The organism is Yoonia vestfoldensis, from assembly GCF_002158905.1.
GTDB classification, from domain to species: domain Bacteria; phylum Pseudomonadota; class Alphaproteobacteria; order Rhodobacterales; family Rhodobacteraceae; genus Yoonia; species Yoonia vestfoldensis_B.
The window spans coordinates 1,280,151-1,307,057 of the sequence record NZ_CP021431.1; the positions used below are offsets into that span (position 1 = coordinate 1,280,151).

The window sequence follows — 26,907 nt, forward strand, 5'->3', positions numbered from 1 at the left end:
TGCGTTTCAACGCACCTTACCTTACCGCAAAATCGACCGCCCGGCATAGGTCGCCGTTTCGCCCAGCATTTCCTCGATCCGGATCAGCTGGTTATATTTCGCCAGACGGTCCGAGCGCGACAGCGAGCCTGTCTTGATCTGCCCGCAATTCGTCGCCACGGCCAGATCGGCGATGGTGACATCCTCGGTCTCGCCCGAACGGTGAGACATCACATTGGTGTAACGCGCGCGATGCGCCATATCGACGGCTTGCAGCGTTTCGGTCAGGGTGCCGATCTGGTTGACCTTGACCAGCATGGCATTGGCGCAGCCGCGCGTGATACCATCGGCCAGACGGGCAGGGTTGGTCACGAACAGATCGTCGCCGACCAGTTGCACCTTGTCGCCGATCATCTCTGTCAGCATTTTCCAGCCGTCCCAATCATCCTCGGACATGCCATCCTCGATGCTGATGATCGGATAATCGGATGCGAGTTTCGCCAGATATTCGGCATTTTGCTGGCTGGACAGCGAGACCCCTTCGCCCGCCATTTCATATTTGCCGCCCTTGTAATATTCGGTCGCGGCGCAATCGAGGGCCAGATAGATATCGGCACCAGGCGCATAGCCCGCCTTTTCGATGGCTTTCATGATGAAATCCAGCGCCGCGCGGGTGGACCCGATGGCGGGGGCGAAACCGCCCTCATCGCCGATGCTGGTGCTGAAACCGGCGGCTGACAGTTCCTTTTTCAGCGTGTGGAACACTTCGGCGCCCATGCGCACGGCCTCGCGGATATTATCCGCAGCGACGGGCATGATCATGAATTCCTGAATATCGATCGGGTTATCGGCATGTTCGCCGCCGTTGATGATATTCATCATCGGCACCGGCAGCATCCGCGCCGATGTGCCGCCGATATAGCGGTAAAGCGGCTGGCTGGTGAAATCGGCCGCTGCCTTGGCCACGGCCATGGACACGCCGAGGATCGCATTGGCCCCAAGGCGGGATTTATTCGGCGTGCCGTCCAGTTCGATCATCGTCATGTCGATGCCGACCTGTTCGGTCGCGTCAAAGCCCAGGATGGCTTCGGCAATTTCGCCGTTCACGGCGGCGACGGCTTCCAGCACGCCTTTGCCCATGTAACGCGATTTGTCGCCGTCGCGGCGTTCCACCGCCTCATGCGCGCCGGTGGATGCGCCTGATGGCACGGCGGCCCGGCCCATGGTGCCGTCTTCGAGGACCACATCGACTTCGACCGTGGGGTTGCCCCGGCTGTCGAGGATTTCGCGGGCGTGAATGTCGATGATCGTGGTCATGGAAGGCTCCTTTGGAAGCAATGTTAGCGGTATCACCGCGTCTATAACGCGGCTTGTTGCGCAAGGGAAGCGCGGCGCATACGGGCCTCGCGCCAGAGCGTGAAGATGCCCGAGGTGATGATGATCGCCGCCCCGATCAGCGTGGCGGCATCGGGTCTTTCGCCAAAGACGACAAAGCCGATTGCCAGCGCAAAGATCATGCGGCTGTAACGGAAGGATGAAATCACACCGGCATTGCCGCCGCGCGTGGCGGCGATGATGGACAGATAGGACATCACCCCGATCACCACGCCCGCCAGCACCAGCGCCCAGGTGGCGGCATCGGGCCGGATCAGCGGCGCGCCCTGCGCCAGCATCAGCATCACTGACCCCGGCAGCACGAAGGCAAAGGCATGGATCCCCAATTGCACCCCCGAGAGCGTCACAGTCAGCGCGCGCGTCAGCAGATCGCGCGTGGCCAGCGCCAGCATGCCTGCCACGGCCAGCAGGGTGGCGGGGTTGAACCCTTCCAGCCCCGGACGGATGATCAGCAGCACGCCGCCAAAGCCCACGATGATCGCGATCCAGCGCCGCCAGCCGATGCTTTGCCCCAGAAAAAGCCCCGCCCCCATGGCCACCACAAGCGGTGTCGCCTGTATCACCGCCGAGGCGGTTGTCAGCGGCACCAATGACAGCGCCAGCGAGATCAGGCAGGTGCCTGCCACCTCGCTGATACTGCGCAGGATGACGCGCGGATTGCGGTAATCGGCCTGCCAGAGCGGGATCCGTTGCAGCACCGACCAACCCAGAAGCAGCAGCAGGATCCCGACACTGATCAGCGCCAGCGCCTGGCCCACGGGCATGGATTGCGACAAAAGCTTGATCGTGGTGTCGAGCAGCGCAAAGCAGAACATCGCCAGCACCATGAAGGCCGCACCGCGCAGGTTTTCCAAAGCCTAATGGTCCTTTTTCTTGAGCGGCAGCCCGTAGAGTTCCAGCCGGTGCCCCATCAGCCGATAGCCCAGCTTGGCGGCGATGCGTTCTTGCAGGGCCTCGATCTCGGCATCGACGAATTCGATCACCTCGCCGCTATGCATATCGATCAGATGGTCGTGGTGGTCGCGGTCGGCGGCTTCGTAGCGCGCGCGCCCGTCGCCGAATTCATGCTTTTCGAGGATGCCTGATTCCTCGAATAACTTGACGGTCCGGTAGACGGTCGCCAGCGAGATCCGCGGATCGACCGCCACGGCGCGGTGATAGAGTTCTTCGACATCGGGATGGTCTTCGGCGGATTCCAGCACGGCCGCGATGACCCGGCGTTGGTCGGTCAGGCGCAGGCCCTGTGCCTCGCAGCGGGAAAGGATCGTATCGGTCATCGGCGGCCCGGTCTGTGTCTGGCTCTGTCTTAGCGGTCCTGTCCGGCGCTGGCCAGCGGCTTTGGCCCTTTGCGCCGGGGGCGGTTTTGACTTTTATGCCTCCGGCGGGGATATTTCGGCTCGGAAGAAGGGGGCTAGCCCAGCTGCACCAGCGCATGGCGTTTCTTGCCGGCGCTCAGTTTGATCGGCTGCGCCAGCATCGCGGCATCGACCATCAGCCCCGCATCGGTCAGCGGGGCATCGTTCAGCCGCGCGCCATTTTCCGCGATCAGGCGCTTGGCCTCTTTGCCGGTGCCGGCCAGACCCGCGCGCACGATGATCTGGGCAATCGACAGGCCTGCGCCCAGTTCATCAGCGCCCAGCGTCAGCGTGGGCAGATCATCGCCCACGCCGCCTTTTTCAAAGACATCGCGTGCCGTGGCCTCGGCTGTGGCGGCTGCCTCTGTGCCATGCAGCAGGGCAGTGACCTCATTGGCGAGGATGATCTTGGCGGCATTGATCTCGGCGCCTTGCAGCGCGCCCAGACGATCGCATTCATCGAGCGGCAATTCGGTGTAAAGTTTCAGGAACCGCCCGGTATCGGCATCGGTCGTGTTGCGCCAGAATTGCCAGAATTCATAAGGCGAGAGCATATCGGCATTCAGCCAGACAGCGCCGCCCGCCGATTTGCCCATCTTGCGCCCGTCGCTGGTGGTCAGCAAAGGCGAGGTCAGCCCATAGATTTCATGGTCCAGCACCCGGCGCGTCAGGTCGATCCCATTGATGATATTGCCCCATTGATCCGATCCGCCCATCTGCAACAGGCAGCCATAGCGCCGGTTGAGTTCAAGGAAATCATAGGCTTGCAGGATCATGTAATTGAATTCGAGGAAGGACAAAGATTGTTCGCGGTCAAGCCGCGATTTCACCGATTCAAAGGCCAGCATCCGGTTGACGCTGAAATGCCGCCCGATATCGCGCAGGAAATCGAGATAGTTCAGCTGGTCCAGCCATTCGGCATTGTTCAGCATCAAGGCATCGGTCGGACCCTCACCATAGGTCAGGTATTTGGCGAACACCTGCTGCATCCCCGCGATATTTGCGTCGATCTGGTCGGGCGTCAGCAGGGGGCGTTCATCGGCGCGGAAACTGGGGTCGCCCACCTTGGTTGTCCCGCCCCCCATCAGCGTGATCGGCTGGTGGCCGGTCTTTTGCAGCCAGCGCAGCATCATGATATTCAGCAGATGCCCCACATGCAGCGATTTCGCCGTCGCGTCATAGCCGATATAGGTGGTCACCACCCCCCGGCTGAGCGCATCATCCAGCCCTTGATAATCGGTGCAATCGGCCAGAAAGCCGCGTTCCATCATCACGGACATGAAATCGGATTTGGGGTGGTAGGTCATCGTTTATTCCTAATCTCGCACCCGCACTCTATAATCAGCGCAGGTCATGAGGGAAAGCAGATGTTGGACGGGATCGCAGTCACCGCTTTGGGCACGATGTCGGGCACATCGCTGGACGGGGTGGATGCTGCCATTGTGCAAACCGATGGGCAGCGGATTTTCGGCTTTGGGCCTGTCGCGTATCGCGCTTATAGCGCTGCCGAACAGGATGTGCTGCGCGCGGCTTTGGGGCTTTGGCCGGATCAGGATATCACCTCTGCCGCCCGCGTGGTCGAAGAGGCGCATCTTGCACTGATGGCGGGGTTTCGCGATGTCGCGGTGGCGGGGTTCCACGGCCAGACGCTGGCGCATGATCCGGGCGGGCGCGGCACGCATCAATGCGGTGATGGCGACAGGCTGGCGGCGGCGCTTGATTGCCCGGTCGTGTGGGATTTCCGCAGCGCCGATGTGGCGGCAGGCGGGCAGGGCGCGCCGCTGGCGCCTTTCTATCATTTCGCTTTGGCCAAATGGATCGGCGCGCGGGCGCCGGTCGCGTTTTTGAACCTTGGCGGGGTCGGCAATCTGACCTGGGTCGATCCGGCCTGTGCCGATCCTGCCGATCCGGGCGCGCTGCTGGCTTTTGACACCGGGCCTGCCAATGCGCCGATTGATGATGCCATGCGTGCGCGGTTCGGGCGCGGCTATGATGCCGATGGGCAGGTCGCCGCCGCAGGCAGGCCGGCTATGCAGGCGCTGGCCGCGTTCCGCGCTGATCCTTATTTCGCCGCCCCGGCCCCCAAATCGCTGGACCGCGATCATTTTCGCGCGCTTGGTGCTGCAACGGCGGATCTGGCGGATGCCGATGCCATTGCCACATTGACCCAGGCCCTGGTCTGGTCGGTTGCCGCGGGGCTGACGCTTTGCCCGCGCCCGCCTGCGCGGCTGCTGGTCACCGGCGGCGGGCGGCGCAATGGCACGCTGATGGCGGTGCTGGCTGCGGCCTGCGGTCTGCCCGTTGATCCGGTCGAGGCCGTGGGGCTGGATGGTGACATGCTCGAGGCGCAGGCCTTTGCCTTTCTTGCAGTGCGCGTTTTGCGCGGCTTGCCGATCTCGGCGCCGGGCACGACGGGGGTGCCGGCACCGCTGCCTGGTGGGCGCGTCTCAGGGCCGCGCCGGCGTGCCATGGCCTGACCCGGCCTGCCGCCCCGGGGTGAGTCGCTCTTGCCCCTCACCCGCAGGGCGCGCAAGGTGCTGCGGCCGCAAAACCCGCCCCGCAGGCCCCGGATTGCCTGATATTTTTTGGATAAATGTTGCGATTATAGCGCGAAACTGCGCGGATATTGGCCGAACCAGGGGGCGTTTGGGGCCAAATCCGCCGGTTTGCATCACAGCGCTGTGAGCCCCTATTGAACCGATCTGTTTAGTTGTCAATTACCCGTCACACGACAACCCGAAACGGAGTATATCCCATGACGACCAAATTCAAATTCGCAGCTCTTACCACGCTGACAGCCCCGCTGGCACTGGCCGCAGGCATGGCCACCGCAGGCGGCCTGGCCGAGCCCGTGGAAACCGTGGCACCGACACCTGTCATCGCCGCCCCCGTGGTGGTCAGCACCAACTGGACCGGGTTTTATGCCGGTGGTCAGCTTGGCTATGCCGATGTGACAGGCAGCGGCACGACCGATGACGTGGACGGCGCCATCTACGGTGTGCATGCGGGTTATATGCATGATCTGGGCACCGTCGTTCTGGGGGCCGAAGTCGATTATGACCTGAGCAGCATCGACAATGTGGCGGGGACCGGCGATCTCGACGATATCCTGCGCGTCAAGGCGCGTGTGGGTTATGATGCGGGCGCGTTTCTGCCCTATGTGACCGGCGGCGTTGTGCGGGCCAATACATCGGGCCCCGATCTGGAAGTCGAAGGCGACTTTTACGGCCTGGGTGTTGCCTATAAATTTGCCGATAACATCACCTTTGGCGGCGAAGTGTTGCAGCACAAATTCTACGAAGCCGATGCAACATCGCTGACCGACACATTGCGCGCCACAACGGCAACGGCCCGCGTGTCCTACCAGTTCTGATCAGGCACGGGCGGTCGGGCCGGCCCTTGTCCCTTCCCCAGGACCGCTGGTCATGACCTGTCCCAAGGGTCCGCGCAACAGGCGCGGGCCCTTTTTCGTTGCCAGCGGATTGATTTGCCGCTAGGCAAACGGGATGAAGAGCATTTGCATCATTACATGCTGCATTATTCCCTGCTGACATCCGTCGCGGGCCGCTTTTTGTCGTTTCACACCAGATCGCAAGCAGCTAAGCCCGCAGCATAACCCTGCGCGCGAGGCATCATGACCACCATCCGGCTGCATAATACCAAATCCCGCAAGCGCGAGGAGTTTGTCCCGATCGATGCGCGCAATCTGCGGATGTATCTCTGCGGGCCGACGGTCTATGACCGCGCGCATCTGGGCAATGCCCGCCCGTCCTTGATGTTTGACGTGCTGTTCCGGCTGTTGCGCCATGTCTATGGCGCGAAACATGTGACCTATGTGCGCAATTTCACCGATGTCGATGACAAGATCAACGCGCGCGCGGCGCAAAGCGGGCGCGCCATCGGTGATATCACGGCGGAAACCATCGGCTGGTATCACGCGGATCTGGACGCGCTGGGTGCCTTGCGCCCGACGCATGAGCCGCGCGCGACCCAATATATCGCGCAGATGATCACCATGATCGCCGATCTGATCGCCAAGGATCATGCCTATGAGGCCGAAGGTCATGTGCTCTTTGCCGTTGAAAGCTATGCCGATTATGGCGCGCTGTCCGGCCGGTCCATCGATGACATGATCGCCGGTGCGCGGGTGGAAGTCGCGCCCTATAAGCGCAATCCGATGGATTTCGTGCTGTGGAAACCCTCGGGCGACGGGGTGCCGGGCTGGGACAGCCCTTGGGGCTATGGGCGGCCGGGCTGGCATATCGAATGTTCCGCCATGGCGCATGATCTGCTGGGTGACAGTTTTGACATCCACGGTGGCGGCAATGATCTGCAATTCCCGCATCATGAAAACGAGATCGCGCAATCGGCTTGCGCCCATCCGCATGGCGATTTCGCGCGCTACTGGGTGCATAACGAAATGTTGCAGGTCGAGGGCAAGAAAATGTCCAAATCCCTGGGCAATTTCTTTACCATCCGCGACCTTTTGGATCAGGGCATCCCCGGCGAGGTGATCCGCCTTGTCATGCTGGGCACGCATTACGCCAAGACGATGGATTGGACAGAGGCCCGCCGCGCCGAGGCTGATCTGACCCTGCGCCGCTGGTATGGCATCCTGCACGGGCATGGCTTTGGTCCCGAACTGATCCGCGCGCTGAAGGCCGATGGCAAATGGCAGGCGGATGCGGAATTTCTGGGCGTGCTGGCCAATGATCTGAACACGCCGGGTGCCATCGCGCGGCTGCATGTGCTGGCCAAGGGCAAGACGCCAACGGCGCTGGCGGGCTTTGCGCATGGTCTCGATATGCTGGGGCTGGTGCGCGACTGGTCCGCGATCCCGCTTTTTGACGGGGCCGAGGCAGGGCCGGATGTGACCCCTGCCGTCGCTGCGCGTGTCGATGCCTTGCTGCAGGCCCGCGCCGCAGCCCGTGCCGCCAGGGATTGGGCGCAGGCCGATGCCTTGCGCGATATGTTGACCGCCGCAGGCGTGTTGGTGACAGATGTGGGCGGGCAGGCGACATGGTCGCCGGGCCCGGATTTTGATGCGTCAAAACTGGGTGGGCTGTGAACAAGAATTTTTGTCAAAAATTCTTGGTCCCCGCTCAAAATTTTCGACGAAAATTTTGGATTGTGCCAGATGAACAAAGAGCGCCTTTACCTTTATGACACCACGCTGCGCGACGGTGCGCAGACCCAGGGGGTGCAATTTTCGGCCAAGGAAAAGCAGCAGATCGCTGCCGTGCTGGACGGGCTGGGGCTGGATTACATCGAAGGCGGCTGGCCGGGCGCAAACCCGACCGACACCGAATTCTTTGCCAACCCGCCCGCGACCCGCGCCCGTTTCACCGCTTTTGGCATGACCAAACGGCAGGGGCGTTCGGCGGACAACGACGATGTGCTGGGCGCGGTGCTGAATGCGGGCACTGCGGCCGTCTGCCTGGTCGGCAAGGCTCATGATTTCCACGTCACCACCGCCCTTGGCATCACGCTGGCCGAGAATGTCGACAACATCCGCACCAGTTTCGCCCATCTGGCCCGTTTGGGCCGCGAGGCGCTGTTTGATGCGGAACATTTCTTTGACGGCTACAAGGCCAACCCGGCCTATGCCTGCGAGGTCATCCATGCCGCCTATGCCGCCGGTGCGCGCTGGATCGTGCTCTGTGACACCAATGGCGGCACCTTGCCCGAGGATATCGCGCGCATCGTGACCGAGGTGATCGCCAGCGGCATCCCGGGCGATCATCTGGGCATTCATACCCATAATGACACCGAAACCGCAGTGGCGGGATCGCTTGCTGCCGTCATGGCGGGCGCCCGGCAGGTGCAGGGCACGCTGAACGGTCTGGGCGAACGCTGCGGCAATGCCAATCTGACGACGCTGATCCCGACCTTGCTGCTCAAAGACCCCTATGCCAGCCGGTTCGACATCGGCGTGACGCCTGACGCTTTGCGCGGGCTGCGCCGTGCTTCGCGGCTGCTGGATGATATGCTCAACCGGGTGCCCAGCAAACAGGCCGCCTATGTCGGCGCTTCGGCCTTTGCGCATAAATCCGGCCTGCATGCCAGCGCCATCGCCAAAGACCCCAGCACCTATGAACATATCGACCCAGCCGCCGTGGGCAATATGCGCATCGTGCCGATGTCCAACCAGGCGGGCCAATCCAACCTGCGCGCGCGTCTGGCCGAGGCGGGGATCACTGTCGCGGCGGATGATCCCGCCCTGGCCCGCATCGTCGAACGGATCAAAGAGCGCGAGGCCCAGGGCTATGCCTATGACACGGCACAGGCCAGTTTCGAGCTGCTGGCGCGGGCCGAACTGGGTCTTTTGCCCAATTTCTTCGAGGTCAAACGCTACCGCGTCACTGTCGAACGCCGCCGCAACAAGCGCAATCAGATGGTGTCTTTGTCCGAGGCCGTGGTCGTGACCAAGGTGCAGGGCCAGAAATTCCTCAATGTCAGCGAAAGCCTTGGCCCCGACGGCAGCGACCGTGGCCCGGTCAATGCGCTGGCGCGCGCGCTGGCCAAGGATCTTGGCCCCTATCAGGCGATGATCGAAGATATCGAATTGGTGGATTTCAAGGTCCGCATCACCGGCGGCGGCACAGAGGCCGTGACCCGCGTCATCATCGACAGCGAAGATGGCCAGGGCAACCGCTGGTCCACCGTGGGGGTCAGCGCCAATATCGTCGATGCCTCTTTTGATGCGCTGATTGATGCGATCAACTGGAAATTGGTGCGCGACGGGGCGCAGGCATGAGCTTTGAGGCCTGCGCCGCCTTGGTCGAAAAGGCCGATCCCGAACGGTTTCGCGCGATCATGGCAGCCCCCGTCGGCGCGCGGCGCATCCTCTTTCCGCTCTATGCGTTCAACGTCGAGATCATCCGCGCGCCCTGGCTGACCAAGGAACCGATGATCGCGGAAATGCGGCTGCAATGGTGGCGCGACGCGCTGGAGGAAATCAAGGCCGGCGGCAGGGTGCGCAAGCACGAGGTCGTCGATGCCTTGGCGGAGGTGCTGGATGCCGCCGGGGCAGAGGCGCTGGATGCGACCATCGCCGCGCGGCGCTGGGATATCTACAGCGACCCATTCGCGGATCAGGCGGATTTCGACGGCTATATCCAGGCCACCAGCGGCGCGCCGATGATCACTGCCGCGCGGCTGCTTGGCAATGCTGCGCAGACGGTTGTGGCCGATTTCGCCTATGCATCGGGTGTCGCCAACCTGCTGCGCGCGCTGCCCGTGCTCTTGGACCGCCAACGCCAGCCGCTGCCGGATGCCAGTGCCGATGGCATCGCTTCTTTGGCGCAGCGCGCCTTGTTGCGTTTGGATGCTGCCCGCGCCGCGCGGCGCGATCTGCCACAACAGGCCAGCGCGCCTTTACTGCTTGGCCATGCTGCCAGACCCGTTCTGCAAAACGCCGCCAAAGACCCCGATGCCGCGCTGCAAGCCCGTCTCGAACTTACCCCGCTGCGCCAAAGCCTGCGCCTTGCCCATGTCGCCTTGCGCGGCTGGTGGGTCTGACCCCTACCAACTTCTTTTTTCCAAAAATACTCCGGGGTGAGGCCGGACAACGTCCGGACGAGGGGCAGCGCCCCTTACGACACCACAACCCTGCGCTGCCGCGACAGCCAGATCAGCGAGGCCCCCGCCAGCACCAGAAACGGGATCATGGCGAGGTTGACGGCATTCCAGCCCTCGACCGTGGTGCCGCCTGCGCAATTGAGCAAGCCACCACCGGCCAGCGAGGCCAAGGTCACCATGCCGAACACCAGCATATCGTTCAGCCCCTGCACTTGGCCGCGTTCTTCGGGGCGATGCGCGCCTGCCAGCATGGTGGTGGCCCCGATAAAACCGAAGTTCCAGCCAAGGCCGAGCAGGAACAGGGCGACGAAGAAATTGGTCAATTCCACCCCCGCGATGGCCACGCCACCGGCCATGGCAAGGATCACCAGCCCGGTGGCGATGATCTTTTCCACGCCAAAGCGTGCGATCAGATGGCCGGTAAAGAATGACGGGGCGAACATCGCGATCACATGCAGCGACACGATGTCATTGGCGTTATTGGTGGTAAAGCCGCAGCCCACCACGGCCAAAGGCGTCGAGGTCATCACGAGGTTCATCAGCGCATAGGATACCATCCCGCAGATGATCGCGACGATGATCCGCGGATCGCGCAGCAATTCACGGCGGCTGCGGCCTGTGATCGCGGTGACGGCTTTGGGCTCGGACCGGCTGCCCTTGGGCAGGTCCAGCCAATAGAACAGGCCGACGCCGACAAGGTTCAGCAGGATGATCGCCAGATAGCTGCCCAGAAACGGCACGACAAAGGCATCTTGCGCGAGCTTGTTCAATTGCGGCCCGATCACGGCCGATAAAAGCCCGCCCGCCATGACAAAGGAAATCGCCTTGGGGCGGAAGGCTTCAGATGCGGTATCCGTCGCGGCAAAGCGGTAGAACCCTTGGGCGGACATGTAGATCCCGCTCAGATAAGACCCCGCCAGCAGCAAAAAGAACGACCCGGTATAAAGCCCGTAAGCCGAAACCGCCGCCCCCATCGCGCCCCCGAAAGCCCCGACCATAAAGCCAAAGCGCCGCCCGTTGCGCTGCATCAGCGGGCTGATCCAGGGTGCGGTGGTCATCGAGCCAAAGACGATCATCGAAATCGGCAAGGTCGCAAAGCAGGGATTGCCCGCCAATTGTCCCCCCGCCAGCCCGCCGATCACGAACATCATCGGCATTTGCGCGCCCAGAATGGCCTGGGCCAGCACCAGAACGGTCACATTGCGTTTCGCGCGGGCATCGTCGATCATCTGCATGGGCCAATTGCTACGCCTCGATTCCGGCAGAGGCAATGGGCGATGCATCGATCAGATGCGCAAAAGATCCCGCCACGCGCCCCGCCATCAGCCCCATGGGCGCCAGGGCGGCACCGGTCGCGTCGCTGGCGGTGAACAGCGGCCTGCCTTCGGCGCGTAGCGTGCTGGCATAATGGAATTCATGGCCGGTCCAATGCCCTGCAAAGGGGCCTTGGGCCGCGTGCAGATGCCGATATCCCAGATGTAATTTGCGCTGCGCGAAAGAGGTTTCCAGCCGCAACAGCCCGGCCATCGCATGCCGCGTGCCATCCGCCGCGACCAGCCCGTCGCCCAGCACCATATAGCCGCCGCATTCGCCATAGATGCTGGCCTGCGCGCGGCGCAGACTGTCCAGAAACCGCGCATTGCCCGCGATCTGGCCTGCGTGCAATTCGGGGTAACCGCCGGGCAGATAGATCAGATCGACCGCGGGCACCGGATCATCGGCGAGGGGAGAGAAGAATTGCAATTCCGCCCCGCCTGCGCGCCAGTCGTCCAGCAGATGCGGATAGGCGAAGGCAAAGGCCGCGTCTTGGGCGATGGCGATGCGTTGCGCGGGCGGGGTCATGCGGTGCGCGGCCCCGGCGCGGGGCCGGGGCGCGTTGAGGGCTTGCAGCGCATTCAGGTCCAGATGCTGGGTCATCAAATCCGCGGCGTTTTCGAGGAAAGCGTCAAGATCGGGGCGTTCCTGCGCCTGCACCAGCCCCAGATGCCGCGATCCCAGATGCAGGGCCGCATCGCGCGGCAGCGCGCCGAAGATCGTGACATCCTGCAAGGCTTGGCGCAGCATGGCTTCGTGCCGGGCGGAGCCTACATTGTTCAGGATCACCCCCGCGACCTGCAACGCGGAATCATAGCGCATGAAGCCCTGCGCCAGCGCGCCCACCGATCCTGCCATCCGCCCTGCGTCGATCACCAGCACCACCGGCAGGTTCAGGATCTTGGCGAGATCCGCGCTGGAGCCGTTGCCTGCGGGCGGCGCGCCGTCGAAGAGACCCATCGCGCCTTCGACAATCAGCGGGGCGGGGTCTGCCAGCGTCCTGATCCGGTCGGGCGTCATCGCCCAGGCATCGAGGTTCACGCAAGGCCCGCCCGAGGCTGCGGCATGAAAGGCAGGGTCGATGTAATCGGGGCCGGATTTGGCGCTGCGGATTGTCTGGGTCCGGCTGAAGGCGCGCAACAGCCCCAAAGTCACCGTGGTTTTGCCGCTGCCCGAGGCGGGGGCGCTGATCAGAAAGCGCATTTGTCCCTCCGGGACGCCTCCGGCGGGAGTATTTTTGGAAAAAAGAAGCCGGGCATCAGGCCGATTCGGCGGCGCGTCCGCGGCCCAGAGGGTCGAGATTGCGCGCAGGCACGCCCGCCGCCATGCCTTGCCAGTCGAGAACCTGCCGCATCAGCACCGATTGGCCGACGCAGATGATGGCGGGTGGTTCCAGATTGGCGGCGGCGATGTCGTCGACGATGCGGCCCAGCGTGGTTTCCAGCACCTGCTGGTCTTGCGTTGTTGCGGTGGCCACCACGGCCACGGGTTCATGCAGGCTGCGGCCTGCGGCGACCAGATGGACGCTGATCTGGGCGATATGTTTCATCCCCATATAGATCACGATCACCTGGGACCCTTTTGATATGCTTGTCCAATCAAGGTTTCCGGGCGTGTTGCCGGATTGGTCATGGCCGGTCACGAAAGTCACCGATTGGTTGACGTCGCGATGTGTGACGGGGATGCCTGCATAGGCCAGCCCGCCGATACCTGCGCTGATCCCCGGAATGATCCGGATCGGCACGCCGTGCTGCACCAGCGTCTGCGCCTCTTCGCCGCCGCGCCCAAAGACGAAAGGATCGCCACCCTTGAGCCGCAGCACCCGTTTGCCGCTCCGCGCCAGATCGACCAGCCGCAGCGAGATGTCGCGCTGTTTTGCCGAAGGTTTGCCGCCGCGTTTGCCGGCATAGATCAGCGTGGCCTGTGGCGCCCAGTCGAGGATCGCTTCTTGGACCAGCGCGTCATAGATCACCACATCGGCCTGGCGCAGCGCGTTCAGCGCATGCAGTGTCAGCAGCCCCGGATCGCCGGGGCCTGCGCCGCAAAGCCAGACCCAGCCGGGTTGCATGACGGGCCAATCATGGCCGGGGAGGGGGATTGTGCTGTCCATGCCCCGCTTATGCCGCGATTTGGCGGGCAGGGAAAGCGGTGTTGCGACCTGCGATTGCCGATTGCCGTCATCCGCGCCGCTGCCTATCGTCGCCCCGATGACACGCAAACCCCAGATCGAATTGCGCCGTGGCTGGACCACGGGCGCCTGTGCGACGGCGGCGACCAAGGCGGCGCTGGTCCGGCTATGGTCCGGCGCATTTCCGCGCGATGTAACGATTACCTTGCCCAAGGGTGAGACGCCGACATTCCCGCTGGCCTTGGCCGAGGCGGGGGCGGGCTGGGCCAGCGTCGGGATCACCAAGGATGCGGGCGATGATCCTGATGTGACCCATGGCGCGCTGATCGTGGTGCGGGTCAGTGCGTCGGATGGCGGGGTGGTCTTTCGCGCAGGCGATGGTGTCGGCATGGTCACCAAGCCCGGATTGCCGATTGCCGTGGGCGCGCCTGCGATCAACCCCGTGCCGCGCCAGATGATGGCGGATGTCGTGGCCGAGATGGCGGCGCTTTATGGGCAAAGCCCCGATATCGTGATCGAAATCTCGGTGCCGGGCGGGGCGGAGCTGGCGTTGAAAACATGGAACCCGCGTCTGGGGATCGCGGGGGGGCTGTCGATCCTTGGCACCACCGGGATCGTGCGTCCGTTTTCCTGTGCCGCCTGGATCGCGTCGATCCATCGCGGCATTGATGTGGCGCGTGCGGATGGCTTGTCCCATGTTGCGGGCTGCACCGGGGCCACATCGGAACGGATCGTGCAGGCGATCCATGCGCTGCCCGATCATGCCATGCTGGATATGGGCGATTTCGCGGGGGGCATGCTAAAATATCTGGCGAAGCACCCGGTGCCGCGCGTCACCATCGGCGGCGGTATCGGCAAGATCACCAAGCTGGCCCAAGGCGCGATGGACCTGCATTCGGCGCGCAGCCAGGTTGATTTCGCAGGGCTGGCGCGGATGATGGATGACCCAAGGCTGGCAATGGCCAATACCGCGCTAGAGGCCTATCAGATTGCCGGGCCGCCGCTGGCCCAAGCGGTGGCGGATGCGGCATTGGCGCAGGTCAGTGCGCGGTTTGCGGGCATGGCGTTCGACATTATCGTGATCGACCGCGCCGGCACGGTGCTGGCGAGGGCGGGGGCATGACCCTGTTGCTGCTGGCCGGCACGGCAGAGGCCCGCGCGATTGCCACCGCCCTGCAAGGGCAGGATGTGATTGCCGCGCTTGCCGGGGCGACGCGTGATCCGGCCCCTTTGCCTGTGCCGGTGCAAAGCGGCGGTTTTGGCGGCGAAGCGGGGTTTCGCGCATTCCTGTCGCAGCATCATATCCATGCGGTGCTGGATGCCACCCATCCCTATGCCGCGCGGATCACCCGGCGCTCTGCCATGGTTTGCGCCGATCTGGGCCTGCCGTTTTGCCAGCTTTTGCGCCCGGCTTGGGTGGCTGGGCCGGGCGATCTGTGGACCGAGATCGCGCGCGAACAAGAGGCCGCCGCCCATATCCCGCAAGGGGCGACAGTGTTTCTTGGCACCGGACGCCAGAGCCTTGACGGCTTTGCCAATCTGGCGGGACGGCGCGTGATCTGCCGCCAGATTGATCCGCCCGAGGGGCCTTTCCCTTTCGCGGGTGGGGAATTCCTGATCGGGCGTCCGCCGTTTTCGGTGCAAGATGAAAGCGCGCTGTTCCAGCGGTTGGGCGTGGATTGGCTGGTGGTCAAGAATGCGGGCGGGCAGGCCAGTGCGACGAAACTGGTCGCTGCGCGTGCGCTTGGCATCCCTGTTCTGATGATCGCGCGCCCCGCGCCGGGCGATTGGCCCCAGGTGGCCAGCGTCGCGGCGGCCTTGGCTTGGGTGGGCGCGCTATGACCCTGCGGGTGATCACATCGGATGCCTGTATCCTTGAAGGCGCCGATCATCTGGCGCGGATCGAGCCGCGCTTTGCCGCGATCATCCCCGCCTTGCAGCCTTTGCCTTTGCGGCTAAGACCGGACGGCTTTGGCGCGCTGCTGGGGGCGATTGTCAGCCAGCAGGTCAGCGTGGCCGCCGCTGATGCGATCATGCGGCGTTTGGCGGCTGCGGGTATGGATGATCCAAGCGCCATTGCCGCTGCCAGCGCGGAGGATTTGCGCGCGCTGGGTCTGAGCGGGCAAAAAGCGCGCTATGCCAAGGCGCTGGCGCTGGCCGATCTGGATTATCCCGGCCTGCATGATCTGCCCAATGAGGCGGTCATCGCCCAGCTGACCCAAGTGACCGGCATCGGGATCTGGACGGCGGAAATCTATGCGATGTTCGCACTGGGCCGGGCCGATGTCTTTGCCCCCGGCGATCTGGCCTTGCAAGAGGCGGCGCGGGTGATCTTTGATCTGCCCGAGCGGCCCCGCGACAAGGCCTTGCGCGCGATGGCGGAACCCTGGGCACCGTGGCGGTCGGTTGCGGCACGGATCATGTGGGCCTATTACGCGACGATCAAGCAACGGGAAGGGATCAGATGACACGGGCACTTCAGGCGCAGCGGCGCGAACCGCTATCGGGTGAAACGCAATCCTGCGTCATCTTTCTGCATGGCTATGGCGCGAATGGCGCGGATCTGATCGGGCTGGCCGATCCTTTGGCGGAACATATGCCCGACACGTTGTTTCTGGCCCCCGATGCGCCCGAGGGCTGCGCTGGTGCGCCAATGGGCTATCAATGGTTCCCGATCCCCTGGATCGATGGGTCAAGCGAGGAAGAAAGCCAGGCCGGTCTAGAGCATGCGGCAGCCGATCTTGATGCCTTTCTGGACGGGGTCATGGTGGATGAAGACCTTTTGCCCGAACAGGTGATCGTGCTGGGGTTCAGCCAGGGCACGATGATGGCGCTGCATGTCGTGCCACGCCGCGAAGACCCGGTCGCGGGGATCGTGGCCTTTTCGGGGCGGTTGTTGCTGCCGGAGCTTCTGGCCGACGAGGCACAATGCCGCCCGCCTGTCCTGCTGATCCATGGCGATCAGGATGATGTGGTGCCGCCGCAATCGCTGCCGATGGCGGCAGAGGCCTTGCAACAGGCGGGGTGGAGCGAGGTTTACGCCCATGTCATGAAAGGCACCGCCCATGGCATCGCGCCCGATGGTCTGCAAGTGGCGCTGGCCTTCATGCGCGACCGGCTGGGGATGGAGTAGGCGTAGGATGGGTGCTTGCACCCATCCCTAACCCGCCCATTCACCGCCCGCCAAACCCCTTTTGATATCGCGGTGCAATGATGAAAATGGCCAATCCACGGCCCGCGTGACAAGGCCGTGTTTGACCGGATTTCCCCAGCAATATGCAAGATGGGCCGCAAAATCCGCGTCGTCGCGGATATAATGTTCCCAGAACCGGCGCTGCCACAGCCCGTGTTCTTTCTTGGTCACTTGCGACGCAGTGCGGGGCTGCTTGCGCCCGACAGCCCGCGAGAACCGCGATTTGATCAGGCGCCACCGCGTCGAGAAATCGGCATCGCCGGGAGAGCGCCGTAGGTCGGGGTTCACCCCGACATCGCATGTGTCACATTACCCGCGGGATATTGCCGGGGTGAACCCCGGCCTACGTGGTGCCGCTGCGCGGGCCTTGCGCTTGTCAATAAAAGGTCTGACCGTGACAAAACGGCAGGCAGCTGTGGAACGAGCCGCCGCGCCTGCGTTTGTTTGGCGCATATTGTGGGGCTTGTCACAAATCTGACGCGAGATATAGTCAAGCTGACAGCGCTGCGGAAACGCCGGTTCGCACGGCCTCCGCAGGGAACCTGTGGGATTGATGACGATGACGCAGACAGAATTTCGGAATGATTTCGTGCGCGCGCCGGGGGCGTTGAAACATTTTCCCGCGCTGGTGCTGAATGCCGATTACCGCCCATTATCCTATTACCCGCTGTCACTATGGCCCTGGCAAGAGGCGATCAAGGCGGCCTGGCTCGACCGTGTCGTGATCGTCAGTGAATATGATGAATATGTGCGCAGCCCCTCGACAGAGATCCGAATCCCTTCGGTTGTCGTGCTCAAGGATTATGTCAGCCCGCAAAGACAGGTCGCCTTTACCCGGTTCAACCTGTTCCTGCGGGATGAATTTTCCTGCCAATATTGCGGGGCCAAGGGTGATCTGACCTTTGACCATGTCGTGCCGCGCGCGGCGGGCGGTGTGACCAGCTGGGAAAATGTGGTGGCGGCTTGCAGCGCGTGCAACCTGCGCAAAGGGTCGAAATCGCTGCGCCAGTCGGGCCTGTCGCTGCGCAAACCGCCGCGCCGTCCGGCGCCGTCGCAATTGCATAATGTCGGGCGCAAGTTTCCGCCCAATCACCTGCATGACAGCTGGCTGGATTACCTTTATTGGGATGCCGAACTCGAAGCGTAAATTCCGGCGTTTCATGCGCTGGATCAAGGTGCTGGGCGCGCCGCTGGTCGATGTTGGCCCGACAAACGGTCCATCTTGGCCATTGCGCGCGAACAGGAAAGACGCCTCATGCTTGATCTGATCACCCAATCTCCTTTCGTGGAGATCGCCTTGCTGCTGGTCCTTGCCGCGGGTGTCGGCTTTGTCGGGATCATGTTGCAGCAACCGCTGATCGTCAGCTTTATCGCGGTGGGGTTGCTGGTGGGGCCTTCCGCGCTGGACCTTGTGCGCGCGGATGCGCAGATCACGCTGCTGTCGCAGCTTGGGATTGCGATCTTGCTGTTTCTGGTCGGCATCAAGCTGGATGTGAAATTGATCCGCTCGCTGGGGGCGGTGTCTTTGCTGACGGGGCTGGGGCAGGTGGCCTTTACCTCGATCTTTGGGTTCCTGATCGGGCTGGCGCTGGGGCTGGGGGCGGTGACCAGCCTTTATGTCGCCATCGCGCTGACCTTTTCATCGACGATCATCATCGTCAAACTGCTGTCGGACAAGCGCGAGATCGACAGCCTGCATGGGCAGATCGCGCTGGGTTTCCTGATCGTGCAGGATATCGTCGTGGTGCTGGCGATGATCGTGCTTTCGGCCATCGGGATCGGCGCATCGGGTGAAGGGCAGGGGTCTGTGCCGCTGGTGCTGGTCTCGGGTCTGGGCATGGTCGCGGTGGTGATCTTGTTCGTGCGCTATGTGGCGAACCCGCTGACAGAGCGGCTGGCCAAGGCCCCCGAATTGCTGTTGATCTTTGCCATTGCGATGGCGGCGATCTTTGCGGCGGTCGGCGATCTGGTGGGGCTGGGCAAAGAAGTGGGCGGGCTGCTGGCCGGTGTGGCGCTGGCCTCCACGCCGTACCGCGAAACCATTTCCGCAAGGCTGGCGCCCTTGCGTGATTTCTTGCTGCTGTTCTTTTTCATCTCGCTGGGGTCCGGCCTCGATCTGTCGCTTTTGGGCACGCATATCTGGGGGGCGGTGATCTTTTCGGCCTTCGTGCTGATCGGCAATCCGCTGATCGTTCTGGTGATCATGGGGGCGCTGGGCTATCGCAAGCGGACCGGTTTTCTGGCCGGGCTGACCGTGGCCCAGATCAGTGAGTTTTCGCTGATCTTCATCGCCATGGGGGTCACCATCGGCCATGTGCAGGAAGATGCGCTGGGGCTGGTGACGATGGTCGGGCTGGTGACGATTGCGGCCTCGACCTATATGATCACCTATTCGCACCAGCTCTATAGTCTGTTCGAGCCTGTTCTGGGCCTCTTTGAACGCAAAACACCCCATCGCGACCGGCAAGATGACAGCGCCAATCAGGCACAGCGCCATCAGGTTATCATCTTTGGCCTTGGCCGGTTCGGCACGGCAATCGGACTGCGGCTGCAACAGCGCGGGATCAAGGTTTTGGGCGTTGATTTCAACCCCGCCGCCGCCCGCCGCTGGCGCGAACTGGGGCTGGATACCGATTTCGGCGATGCGACCGACCCGGAATTCGTGGCTGAATTGCCGCTGGCGGATGCGGGCTGGCTGGTCTCGACCGTGCCGGTTCATCCCACCAGCCTGAGCCATGAAGACACCCGGATCACGCTGATCCAGCTGGCGCGCAGTGCCGGTTATGCCGGGCAGATCGCGGTGACATCGCATCATGCCGCCGAAATCCAACGCCTGCTGGACAGCGGTGCCGATCTTGTGCTGGAACCGTTTCAGGATGCCGCCGACCGCGCGACTGATATCCTGTGTGGGGCCGAACCCACCGACAGGCAGGCCATCGCCCAGATCGACGACGAAGAGCCGGGCCCCGCCTGATCGGCCCCGCGCCCGGCAAAGCCTGTAGACAGGCCGCGCAAGATGCTTTAGCCAGCGGGCGTTAGCGCTAACGAAAATACAAGCGGAGCACGTCATGGTTTCTCGCGTCATCCCTGTTGAAACCTTTGATCTGGTGATCTTTGGTGGCACCGGCGATCTTGCCCGTCGCAAGATCCTGCCGGGTCTGTTCCGCCGGTTCCGGTCTGGCCAGACGCCCGAAGGGTCGCGGATCATCGGGGCGGCACGGTCCGAAATGGATCTGGCGGGCTACCGCGCCATGATTGCCGAGGCGATTGCCGAATTCGGCGGCGAAGAGGCCCGCGACAGCGACAGCCTGAATGCTTTTCTGGCCACGCTGGATTATGTCGCCATCGACGCCAAAGGCGCGGGCGGCTGGGCTGATCTGGCGCAAAAGGTCCGCTCTGACGTGGTGCAGGCGTTTTATTTCTCGGTCGCGCCCGCCTTGTTCGGGGATCTGGCCGAACGGCTGCACAGCCACAAGATCGCCACTTCGGACAGCCGGATCGTGGTGGAAAAACCCTTTGGCCGCGATCTGGAAACCGCGCGCGCGTTGAATGCGGTGCTGTCGACCCACTTCAACGAGGATCAGATCTACCGGATCGACCATTATCTGGGCAAGGAAACCGTGCAGAACCTGATGGCCGTGCGCTTTGGCAATGTGCTGTTTGAACCTTTGTGGAACAATCATTACGTCGATCACATCCAGATCACCGTGGCCGAGACGGTCAATGTCGCGGGGCGGGGGTCTTATTACGACAAATCGGGTGCGATGCGCGATATGGTGCAGAACCATCTGATGCAGCTGTTATGCCTGATCGCGATGGAACCGCCCAGCCGCTTTGGCGCGGATGAGGTGCGCGATGAAAAGCTCAAGGTGATCCGCGCCTTGCAGCCGGTCGCCCCGCATCACATCGTGCGCGGCCAATATGATGCCGGCCCCGATGGGCCCAGCTATCGCGCGGATGCCGAAAACCCCCGCAGTTTCACCGAAAGCTTTGTCGCGCTGAAATGCCATATCGCCAATTGGCGCTGGGCGGGGGTGCCGTTCTACCTGCGCACCGGTAAACGGATGAAAGCGCGGTCATCCGAAATCACCGTGGTTTTCAAGGATCTTGGCCATACGATTTTCGAAGGCGATACCGCGCGCCACCGCAATATCCTGTCGATCCGGCTGCAACCCAATGAAGGCATGGATTTGCAGGTCACGATCAAGGAACCCGGACCGGGTGGGATGCGTTTGATCGACGTGCCTTTGGACATGACATTCGCCGAGGCTTTGGGTGCCGATGCAGAAGAGGTGACCGATGCCTATGAGCGGCTGATCATGGATGTGATCCGGGGCAACCAGACGCTGTTCATGCGCGGTGACGAGGTCGAGGCGGCCTGGGCCTGGACCGACCCGATCATCCAGGGCTGGGAGGCCCGCAATGACGTGCCCAAGCTTTATGATGCCGGGTCCACCGGGCCAGAGGATGCGATGATGCTGCTGCATCGCGACGGGCGTAAATGGCGCGAAGTCAAAGGCTGAAGTGATGAAATTGATTGAATATCCCGATGCGGAAATGATGATGATGCGGCTGGCCGATATTCTGGCCAGCGCGTTGAAACAGACGCTGGTGACGCATGATCGCGCCTCGCTTGCGGTGCCGGGGGGGACCACGCCGGGGCCGATTTTCGACAATCTGTGTTCGGTCGATCTGGATTGGGCGCGCGTTGATGTGCTGCTGACCGATGAGCGCTGGCTGCCGGAAAGCGCCGCGCGGTCCAATACCGCGCTGCTGCGCCGCCGCTTGCTGGTGGATCGCGCGGCCGCCGCGCGGCTGATCCCGCTTTACGCCGATGCGCCCGCGCCAGAGGACAAGCTGCCCGAACTGGCCGCAGGGCTGGCGCCTTTGCTGCCGCTGTCGGTGGTGCTGCTGGGCATGGGCGCGGATATGCATACCGCCTCGCTGTTTCCGGGTGCCGACCAGCTGGAACTGGCGCTGACGGGCGACGATTCCCTTGTCGCGATGCGCGCGCCCGGCGCGCCGGAGCCGCGGATCACCCTGTCGGCCGCCGTGCTGAACGCCGCCATGGCGCGTCATATCGTGATCGTCGGGGCGGAAAAACGTGCCGCATTGGAACGGGCCTCCGGGCTTGACCCGTTCGATGCGCCGGTTGCGGCCGTGCTGAAAGATACGATTGTGCATTGGGCGGAGGCATAGATGGTCTGGGACAACCTGCGCGCCCATCACGCGGCCACCGCTGACCGGCGGTTCGAGACGCTGCTGGATACCGCGCGCGCCGATGATTTCAGCGTCACTGCCGGTGAGATGCGGCTGGATTACGCCAAGACCAATATCGACACCACAGCCCGCGATCTGCTGTTTGATCTGCTGGACCAGACCGGTCTGGCCGCAAAACGTGACGCGATGTTCACGGGCGCCGCGATCAACGAAACCGAAGGACGCGCCGTCTTGCATACGGCGTTACGCAACCTCGATGGCGGGCCTGTCATGGTGGCGGGCCAGGATGTCATGCCCGATGTGCTGGCCACGCTGGCGCGGATGGAGGATTTCGCCCGCGCGGTGCGAGACGGCAGCATCCGCGGGCAGGGCGGCAAGATCACAGATGTGGTCAATATCGGCATCGGCGGGTCGGATCTTGGCCCTGCGATGGCCGTGCGCGCGCTGGCGCCCTATCATGACGGCCCGCGCTGCCATTTCGTCAGCAATGTGGACCCTGCCGATATCGCGGGCGTGCTGCGGCGCTGCGATCCCGCCACAACCCTGGTGATCGTCGCCTCCAAGACCTTTACCACGATCGAGACGATGACCAATGCGCGCACGGCACAGGCCTGGATGGCGCAGGGCGTCAGCGATACCGGCGCGCAATTCGCCGCCCTGTCCACGGCTGCCGACAAGACCGCTGCTTTCGGGATCGACGCGTCGCGGGTCTTTGGTTTCGCCGATTGGGTCGGCGGGCGCTATTCGCTTTGGGGACCAATCGGGCTGTCCTTGATGATCGCCATCGGGCCAGAGGCTTTCCGCGCCTTCCTGCGCGGCGCCCAGGCGATGGACCAGCATTTCCGCGCGGCGGATTGGCATGAAAACCTGCCGGCGCTGCTGGCATTGGTGGGGATCTGGCATCACCAGATTTGCGGCTATCCGACCCGCGCCGTGCTGCCTTATGATAACAATCTCAACCGCTTGCCTGCCTATCTTCAACAGCTGGAAATGGAAAGCAACGGCAAGGGTGTCGCCATGGACGGGACCGATCTGGCCGTGGCCAGCGGCCCCGTGGTCTGGGGGGAACCGGGCACCAACGGGCAGCATGCGTTTTATCAGCTGATCCACCAAGGCACCGGCATTGTGTCTTGCGAATTCCTGATTGCCGCGCGCGGCCATGAGGATGCGCTGCACCACCAGCACCAATTGCTGGTCGCCAATTGCCTCGCGCAATCCGAGGCGCTGATGCGGGGCCGCGATCTGGACAGCGCCCGCGCCAGTATCGCGGATAAATTCACCGGCGATGAATTGGACCGCCAGGCCCGCCACCGCGTGTTCACCGGCAACCGGCCATCGGTCACGCTTGCCTATCCGCAGCTGACGCCCTTTGTGCTGGGGCAGATCATCGCGCTTTATGAACATCGCGTCTTTGTTGAAGGGGTTGTCTTGGGGCTGAATTCCTACGACCAATGGGGCGTTGAACTGGGCAAGGAGCTGGCGACCGCGCTGCAACCTGTCGTCGAAGGCCGCGCCGGTCTGGACGGCAAGGATGCATCCACCGCCGCCCTGGTCGGGTTCTTGCAACGTCACGGGGTCTGACGGCCCCCCTGGTTTGGGAATTGCGCCTATGGCGGGTTATGCACCGTTTTTGATGTCACTGATCCTGATCGCCGGCATGGTGATCGAAATGCGCGACGGGCGCTTGCCGAATTGGCTGACGATGCTGCCCTTCGTGCTGTTCATGGCGCTGATCGTGACCGCGCCGGACCCTGCCGTCTTTGCCGGGCGGCTGGTGGGGGCGGCGATGGTCTTTGTGGTGGGGTTGGTGCTCTTTGCGCTGGCGGGGTTCGGCGCGGGGGCGGTCAAGCTCTTGACCGGGCTGGCGCTGTTCATTCCCGCCGAAAAGGCGGTTGCGACCTTTTCCATCTTTATCGTGACGATGTTCGTGGGCACTTTTATCATCTTGCAGATCCACAAACGCGTCGCCGCTGCGGATAGCAAATGGGTGATCTTGCACAAAAGAGTGCTGCCGATGAGCTTGCCCATCGGCATCGCGGGTTTATGCGCCTTTTGGCTGATCTAGCGGTCAGATCGCGGCGGTCACGATGATTTCGACATTGTAATCCTGCGTGGCAAGCTTGGCCTCGCCGGTCCAGCGGGCAGGGGCATGGCCTTCGGGCACCCAGGCGTCCCAGACCGCATTCATCGCCGCAAATTGCGTGGCGATATCCGACAGCCAGATCTGCGCGGTCAGGATCTTGGTCTTGTCGGTGCCCGCCTCGGCCAGCAGGCTGTCGATCTGCGCCAGGATCGCGGCGGTCTGTTCAGAGACCGAGGCCCCCGGCGTGCCGACCTGCCCCGCCAGATAGGCGATCCCGTTATGAATGACGAGCTGGCTCATGCGGGCATTGGTATGGTGGCGGATGATCTCGGACATGGGGAGGGGCTTTCTTTGGTCTGGGGAGAATGGAGCGGGTGAAGGGAATCGAACCCTCGTATTCAGCTTGGGAAGCTGCTGCTCTACCATTGAGCTACACCCGCGCGCTGCATTCAGGTAATTGCGCGGCCCGCTGTCGTCAAGCGCCAATCACCGTCGGCCGCGTCTGCGCGGACCACGGTCGCCGCCCTGATTGTGGTTGATCGCGGGGATCGTGACCAGGGCGTTGAGGATCGGGAAAGGTTCCACCGCGTTGGGGATGGCCGAGGCATTGACGAAATGTTCCTGAAAGCGCGGCTCGATCGCGGTCTCGATCTTGTGGATCTGGCGCACGATGCTTTCGATCTCGGCGCGTGCATCTGTGTTCAACAGCGCGATCCGCGCGCCGGTGCCAGCGGCATTGCCGGCACTTGTGACCTTGTCCAGGGGCGCATCGGGGATCATGCCCAGAACCATCGCATGTTTGGGGCTGATATGCGCGCCAAAGGCCCCGGCCAGCACCACGCGGTCCACCTTGTCCACGCCGAATTTATCCATCAACAGCCGCGCGCCCGAATAAAGCGCGGCCTTGGCCATCTGGATCTGGCGCACATCGGTATTGGTCACGGTGATCAGCGGGCCACCCGCCGCCGTGCCATCGTAAAGCAGATAGGAATTGGTGCGCCCATCGGCAAAGCAATTGGGCGATCCGGTCTGCTCGGCCGATCCGATCAGCCCCGGCCCGTCGACGATGCCGGTCATGCGCATTTCGGCGATCACCTCGATGATGCCGGACCCGCAGATGCCGGTCACGCCGGTCTGGGCGATGGTCTCGGCGAAACCGTCCTCGTCGGACCAGATATCGCTGCCGATCACCTTGAAGCGGGGCAGTTTGGTCACAGGGTCGATTTCGACATGTTCGATGGCACCGGGGGCGGCGCGCTGGCCGGAACTGATCTGCGCGCCCTCGAATGCGGGGCCGGTGGGCGATGAACAGGCCAGCACCTTTTCGCGGTTGCCCAGCAGGATTTCGGCATTGGTGCCGACATCGACGATCAGCACAAGGTCTTCGGATTTGTCGGGTGCCTCTGACAGCGCCACGGCGGCGGCATCGGCCCCGACATGGCCCGCGATACAGGGCAGGATATAGACCCGCGCGGCGGGATGCAGGTTCAGATCCAGTTCCAGCGCGCGCAGCGATAGCGCATCGCTTGTCGCCAGCGCAAAGGGCGCTTGCCCCAGCTCATAGGCGTCGATGCCCAGAAACAGGTGATGCATGACCGGATTGCAGACAAAGACCGCATCCATGATCAGGTCGCGGTCGATCTGCGCCTCTGACGCGATCTGCACGAATAGCGCATTCATGCCTTCGCGCACGGCGCGGGTCATTTCATCCGATCCGGTGGGGTTCATCATGCCATAGCTGACCCGGCTCATCAGATCCTCGCCAAAGCGGATTTGCGGGTTCATGATGCCCGAAGACGCCACAACCTCGCCCGAGCGCAGGTCGCACAAATGTGCGGCGATGGTGGTTGACCCCAGATCGACGGCCAACCCATAGATCGTGCCTTCATAGAACCCCGGCCAGATCGCCACGATCCGTGGCGAAAAGACCGCATCGCCCAGATGCACGGCGACGGTGACTTTCCACGCGCCTTTGCGCAGCGCCTTTTGCAGGTTGCGCAGCACGCCCAGATCAGCCTCCAGGTCGGGCAGGTCCCAATCGCGGCACAAGGCGGTGACCAGCCGTTCCAGATCGCCCGAGGGGTCGTGCATATCGGGTTCCTGCACCTCGACGTAATAAAGCCGGGTCGAGGGGTTCATCGTGATCTCGCGCACTTCGGCCCGTTTGCGCACGACTTGTTTGTGCACCTGGCTTTCGGCGGGCACGTCGATCACGACATCGCGCAGGATCTGCGCCTGACAGCCAAGGCGGCGGCCCTGTTTGAGGCCGCGGATGCTGTCATAGCGTTCCTCGACGCTGTTCCAGTCGGACAAAGCGTCGGCGGCGACGGTGACGCCATGTTTGGAAAATTCGCCATAAGACGGGGTGATCTGGCATTTCGAACAGATGCCGCGCCCGCCGCAGACGGAATCCAGATCCACCCCCAATTGCCGTGCCGCTGTCAGGACAGGCGTGCCGACAGGAAAATGCCCCCGCTTGCCAGAGGGGGTGAAAATCACGAGCGGGTCGGTGGTCATCGGGGCGGCCCTTTGTTGCTTTGCCCCTACATATCGCGTGACGCAGCACAGGGAAGGGCGGTATCCGTCAATCTGCATGATAAGAGCGGCATGGCCGTTGAGGCGGTGGCGGGGTGAACCCCGCCTTACGGGCTCTCGCCTT

At 63.1% G+C, this 26,907-nt stretch carries 25 protein-coding genes and 1 tRNA gene; 15 read left to right on the forward strand and 11 right to left on the reverse strand.

The genetic code is table 11. From position 1 onward, the window contains the following. Positions 1-21 precede the first annotated feature (21 nt). From eno to tyrS, 4 genes are all read right to left on the reverse strand, one after another. Positions 22-1,296 (reverse strand): phosphopyruvate hydratase, encoded by a 1,275-nt coding sequence (gene eno, locus LOKVESSMR4R_RS06255; protein WP_087206785.1) that lies wholly within the window; start codon positions 1,294-1,296, stop codon positions 22-24. A 41-nt stretch (positions 1,297-1,337) separates the two neighbouring features. Continuing rightward, positions 1,338-2,228, reverse strand: coding sequence for a DMT family transporter (locus tag LOKVESSMR4R_RS06260; protein ID WP_087206786.1), 891 nt, complete (start codon positions 2,226-2,228; stop codon positions 1,338-1,340). A gap of 3 nt (positions 2,229-2,231) precedes the next feature. Further along, positions 2,232-2,651, reverse strand: coding sequence for a Fur family transcriptional regulator (locus LOKVESSMR4R_RS06265; protein WP_087206787.1), 420 nt, complete (start codon positions 2,649-2,651; stop codon positions 2,232-2,234). A 134-nt stretch (positions 2,652-2,785) separates the two neighbouring features. Then, positions 2,786-4,036: a tyrosine--tRNA ligase gene (gene tyrS / locus LOKVESSMR4R_RS06270; RefSeq protein WP_087206788.1), complete on the reverse strand. Its 1,251-nt coding sequence runs from the start codon at positions 4,034-4,036 to the stop codon at positions 2,786-2,788. Between the two features lie 60 nt (positions 4,037-4,096). Here tyrS and LOKVESSMR4R_RS06275 point away from each other — a divergent pair, with 60 nt between their 5' ends. The 5 genes from LOKVESSMR4R_RS06275 (at position 4,097) to LOKVESSMR4R_RS06295 (ending at position 10,250) form a co-directional block, all read left to right on the forward strand. Then, positions 4,097-5,206, forward strand: a complete 1,110-nt coding sequence (locus tag LOKVESSMR4R_RS06275; protein WP_087206789.1) for an anhydro-N-acetylmuramic acid kinase — start codon at positions 4,097-4,099, stop codon at positions 5,204-5,206. Positions 5,207-5,484: 278 nt separating this feature from the next. Then, positions 5,485-6,102 carry an outer membrane protein gene (locus LOKVESSMR4R_RS06280; protein WP_087206790.1) on the forward strand — a complete coding sequence of 206 codons (618 nt, stop codon included), beginning with the start codon at positions 5,485-5,487 and terminating at the stop codon, positions 6,100-6,102. Positions 6,103-6,363: 261 nt separating this feature from the next. Then, positions 6,364-7,797: a cysteine--tRNA ligase gene (gene cysS, locus LOKVESSMR4R_RS06285; RefSeq protein WP_087206791.1), complete on the forward strand. Its 1,434-nt coding sequence runs from the start codon at positions 6,364-6,366 to the stop codon at positions 7,795-7,797. A 69-nt stretch (positions 7,798-7,866) separates the two neighbouring features. Further along, positions 7,867-9,486, forward strand: a complete 1,620-nt coding sequence (cimA, locus tag LOKVESSMR4R_RS06290) for a citramalate synthase (protein WP_087206792.1) — start codon at positions 7,867-7,869, stop codon at positions 9,484-9,486. Continuing rightward, positions 9,483-10,250 carry a squalene/phytoene synthase family protein gene (locus LOKVESSMR4R_RS06295; RefSeq protein ID WP_087206793.1) on the forward strand — a complete coding sequence of 256 codons (768 nt, stop codon included), beginning with the start codon at positions 9,483-9,485 and terminating at the stop codon, positions 10,248-10,250. Before cimA ends, LOKVESSMR4R_RS06295 begins: the two co-directional genes overlap by 4 nt. 74 nt (positions 10,251-10,324) lie before the next feature. Here the strand turns inward: LOKVESSMR4R_RS06295 and LOKVESSMR4R_RS06300 are convergent, their stop codons facing one another. From LOKVESSMR4R_RS06300 to cobA, 3 genes are read right to left on the reverse strand one after another with little or no spacing between them, the layout of a single operon-like run. After that, the gene (locus tag LOKVESSMR4R_RS06300; RefSeq protein WP_087206794.1) at positions 10,325-11,545 is read right to left on the reverse strand and encodes an MFS transporter; all 1,221 of its coding nucleotides are present in this window, start codon (positions 11,543-11,545) and stop codon (positions 10,325-10,327) included. Positions 11,546-11,555: 10 nt separating this feature from the next. Next, the gene (locus LOKVESSMR4R_RS06305) at positions 11,556-12,827 is read right to left on the reverse strand and encodes a cobyrinate a,c-diamide synthase (protein WP_087206795.1); all 1,272 of its coding nucleotides are present in this window, start codon (positions 12,825-12,827) and stop codon (positions 11,556-11,558) included. A 55-nt stretch (positions 12,828-12,882) separates the two neighbouring features. Then, a complete protein-coding gene (cobA, locus tag LOKVESSMR4R_RS06310) occupies positions 12,883-13,734 on the reverse strand; it encodes a uroporphyrinogen-III C-methyltransferase (RefSeq protein WP_087206796.1) in 852 nt (283 codons plus the stop codon). 97 nt (positions 13,735-13,831) lie between these two features. Between cobA and LOKVESSMR4R_RS06315 the strand changes: the two genes are divergently transcribed. From LOKVESSMR4R_RS06315 to LOKVESSMR4R_RS06330, 4 genes are read left to right on the forward strand one after another with little or no spacing between them, the layout of a single operon-like run. After that, complete coding sequence (locus LOKVESSMR4R_RS06315) at positions 13,832-14,875, forward strand: cobalt-precorrin-5B (C(1))-methyltransferase (protein WP_087212717.1); 1,044 nt, start codon at positions 13,832-13,834, stop codon at positions 14,873-14,875. Next, positions 14,872-15,594, forward strand: coding sequence for a cobalt-precorrin-6A reductase (locus LOKVESSMR4R_RS06320; protein ID WP_087206797.1), 723 nt, complete (start codon positions 14,872-14,874; stop codon positions 15,592-15,594). The genes LOKVESSMR4R_RS06315 and LOKVESSMR4R_RS06320 overlap by 4 nt, the downstream gene beginning before the upstream one ends. After that, positions 15,591-16,220 (forward strand): DNA-3-methyladenine glycosylase family protein, encoded by a 630-nt coding sequence (locus LOKVESSMR4R_RS06325; RefSeq protein WP_087206798.1) that lies wholly within the window; start codon positions 15,591-15,593, stop codon positions 16,218-16,220. Before LOKVESSMR4R_RS06320 ends, LOKVESSMR4R_RS06325 begins: the two co-directional genes overlap by 4 nt. After that, positions 16,217-16,885 carry an alpha/beta hydrolase gene (locus LOKVESSMR4R_RS06330; protein ID WP_087206799.1) on the forward strand — a complete coding sequence of 223 codons (669 nt, stop codon included), beginning with the start codon at positions 16,217-16,219 and terminating at the stop codon, positions 16,883-16,885. The genes LOKVESSMR4R_RS06325 and LOKVESSMR4R_RS06330 overlap by 4 nt, the downstream gene beginning before the upstream one ends. Positions 16,886-16,912: 27 nt before the next feature. Here the strand turns inward: LOKVESSMR4R_RS06330 and LOKVESSMR4R_RS06335 are convergent, their stop codons facing one another. Further along, positions 16,913-17,233, reverse strand: a complete 321-nt coding sequence (locus LOKVESSMR4R_RS06335) for an REP-associated tyrosine transposase (protein ID WP_087206800.1) — start codon at positions 17,231-17,233, stop codon at positions 16,913-16,915. A gap of 265 nt (positions 17,234-17,498) precedes the next feature. On the opposite strand from LOKVESSMR4R_RS06335, the gene LOKVESSMR4R_RS06340 reads away from it, so the two are divergent. The 6 genes from LOKVESSMR4R_RS06340 (at position 17,499) to LOKVESSMR4R_RS06365 (ending at position 24,230) form a co-directional block, all read left to right on the forward strand. Then, the gene (locus LOKVESSMR4R_RS06340; RefSeq protein WP_204248734.1) at positions 17,499-18,092 is read left to right on the forward strand and encodes an HNH endonuclease; all 594 of its coding nucleotides are present in this window, start codon (positions 17,499-17,501) and stop codon (positions 18,090-18,092) included. A 108-nt stretch (positions 18,093-18,200) separates the two neighbouring features. Beyond that, on the forward strand, positions 18,201-19,919 hold the full coding sequence (locus LOKVESSMR4R_RS06345; protein WP_087206802.1) for a cation:proton antiporter: 1,719 nt from the start codon (positions 18,201-18,203) through the stop codon (positions 19,917-19,919). Between the two features lie 94 nt (positions 19,920-20,013). Beyond that, complete coding sequence (gene zwf / locus LOKVESSMR4R_RS06350) at positions 20,014-21,468, forward strand: glucose-6-phosphate dehydrogenase (protein ID WP_087206803.1); 1,455 nt, start codon at positions 20,014-20,016, stop codon at positions 21,466-21,468. Between the two features lie 4 nt (positions 21,469-21,472). Further along, the gene (gene pgl, locus LOKVESSMR4R_RS06355) at positions 21,473-22,144 is read left to right on the forward strand and encodes a 6-phosphogluconolactonase (RefSeq protein WP_087206804.1); all 672 of its coding nucleotides are present in this window, start codon (positions 21,473-21,475) and stop codon (positions 22,142-22,144) included. Continuing rightward, positions 22,145-23,746: a glucose-6-phosphate isomerase gene (pgi, locus tag LOKVESSMR4R_RS06360; RefSeq protein WP_087206805.1), complete on the forward strand. Its 1,602-nt coding sequence runs from the start codon at positions 22,145-22,147 to the stop codon at positions 23,744-23,746. A 28-nt stretch (positions 23,747-23,774) separates the two neighbouring features. Beyond that, positions 23,775-24,230, forward strand: a complete 456-nt coding sequence (locus LOKVESSMR4R_RS06365; protein ID WP_087206806.1) for a prepilin peptidase — start codon at positions 23,775-23,777, stop codon at positions 24,228-24,230. 3 nt (positions 24,231-24,233) lie between these two features. Here the strand turns inward: LOKVESSMR4R_RS06365 and LOKVESSMR4R_RS06370 are convergent, their stop codons facing one another. From LOKVESSMR4R_RS06370 to LOKVESSMR4R_RS06380, 3 genes are all read right to left on the reverse strand, one after another. Then, the gene (locus LOKVESSMR4R_RS06370) at positions 24,234-24,584 is read right to left on the reverse strand and encodes a RidA family protein (RefSeq protein ID WP_087206807.1); all 351 of its coding nucleotides are present in this window, start codon (positions 24,582-24,584) and stop codon (positions 24,234-24,236) included. 30 nt (positions 24,585-24,614) lie between these two features. Beyond that, positions 24,615-24,688, reverse strand: a tRNA-Gly gene (locus tag LOKVESSMR4R_RS06375). A gap of 46 nt (positions 24,689-24,734) precedes the next feature. After that, on the reverse strand, positions 24,735-26,765 hold the full coding sequence (locus LOKVESSMR4R_RS06380) for an ASKHA domain-containing protein (protein WP_087206808.1): 2,031 nt from the start codon (positions 26,763-26,765) through the stop codon (positions 24,735-24,737). Between the last annotated feature and the right edge of the window lie 142 nt (positions 26,766-26,907).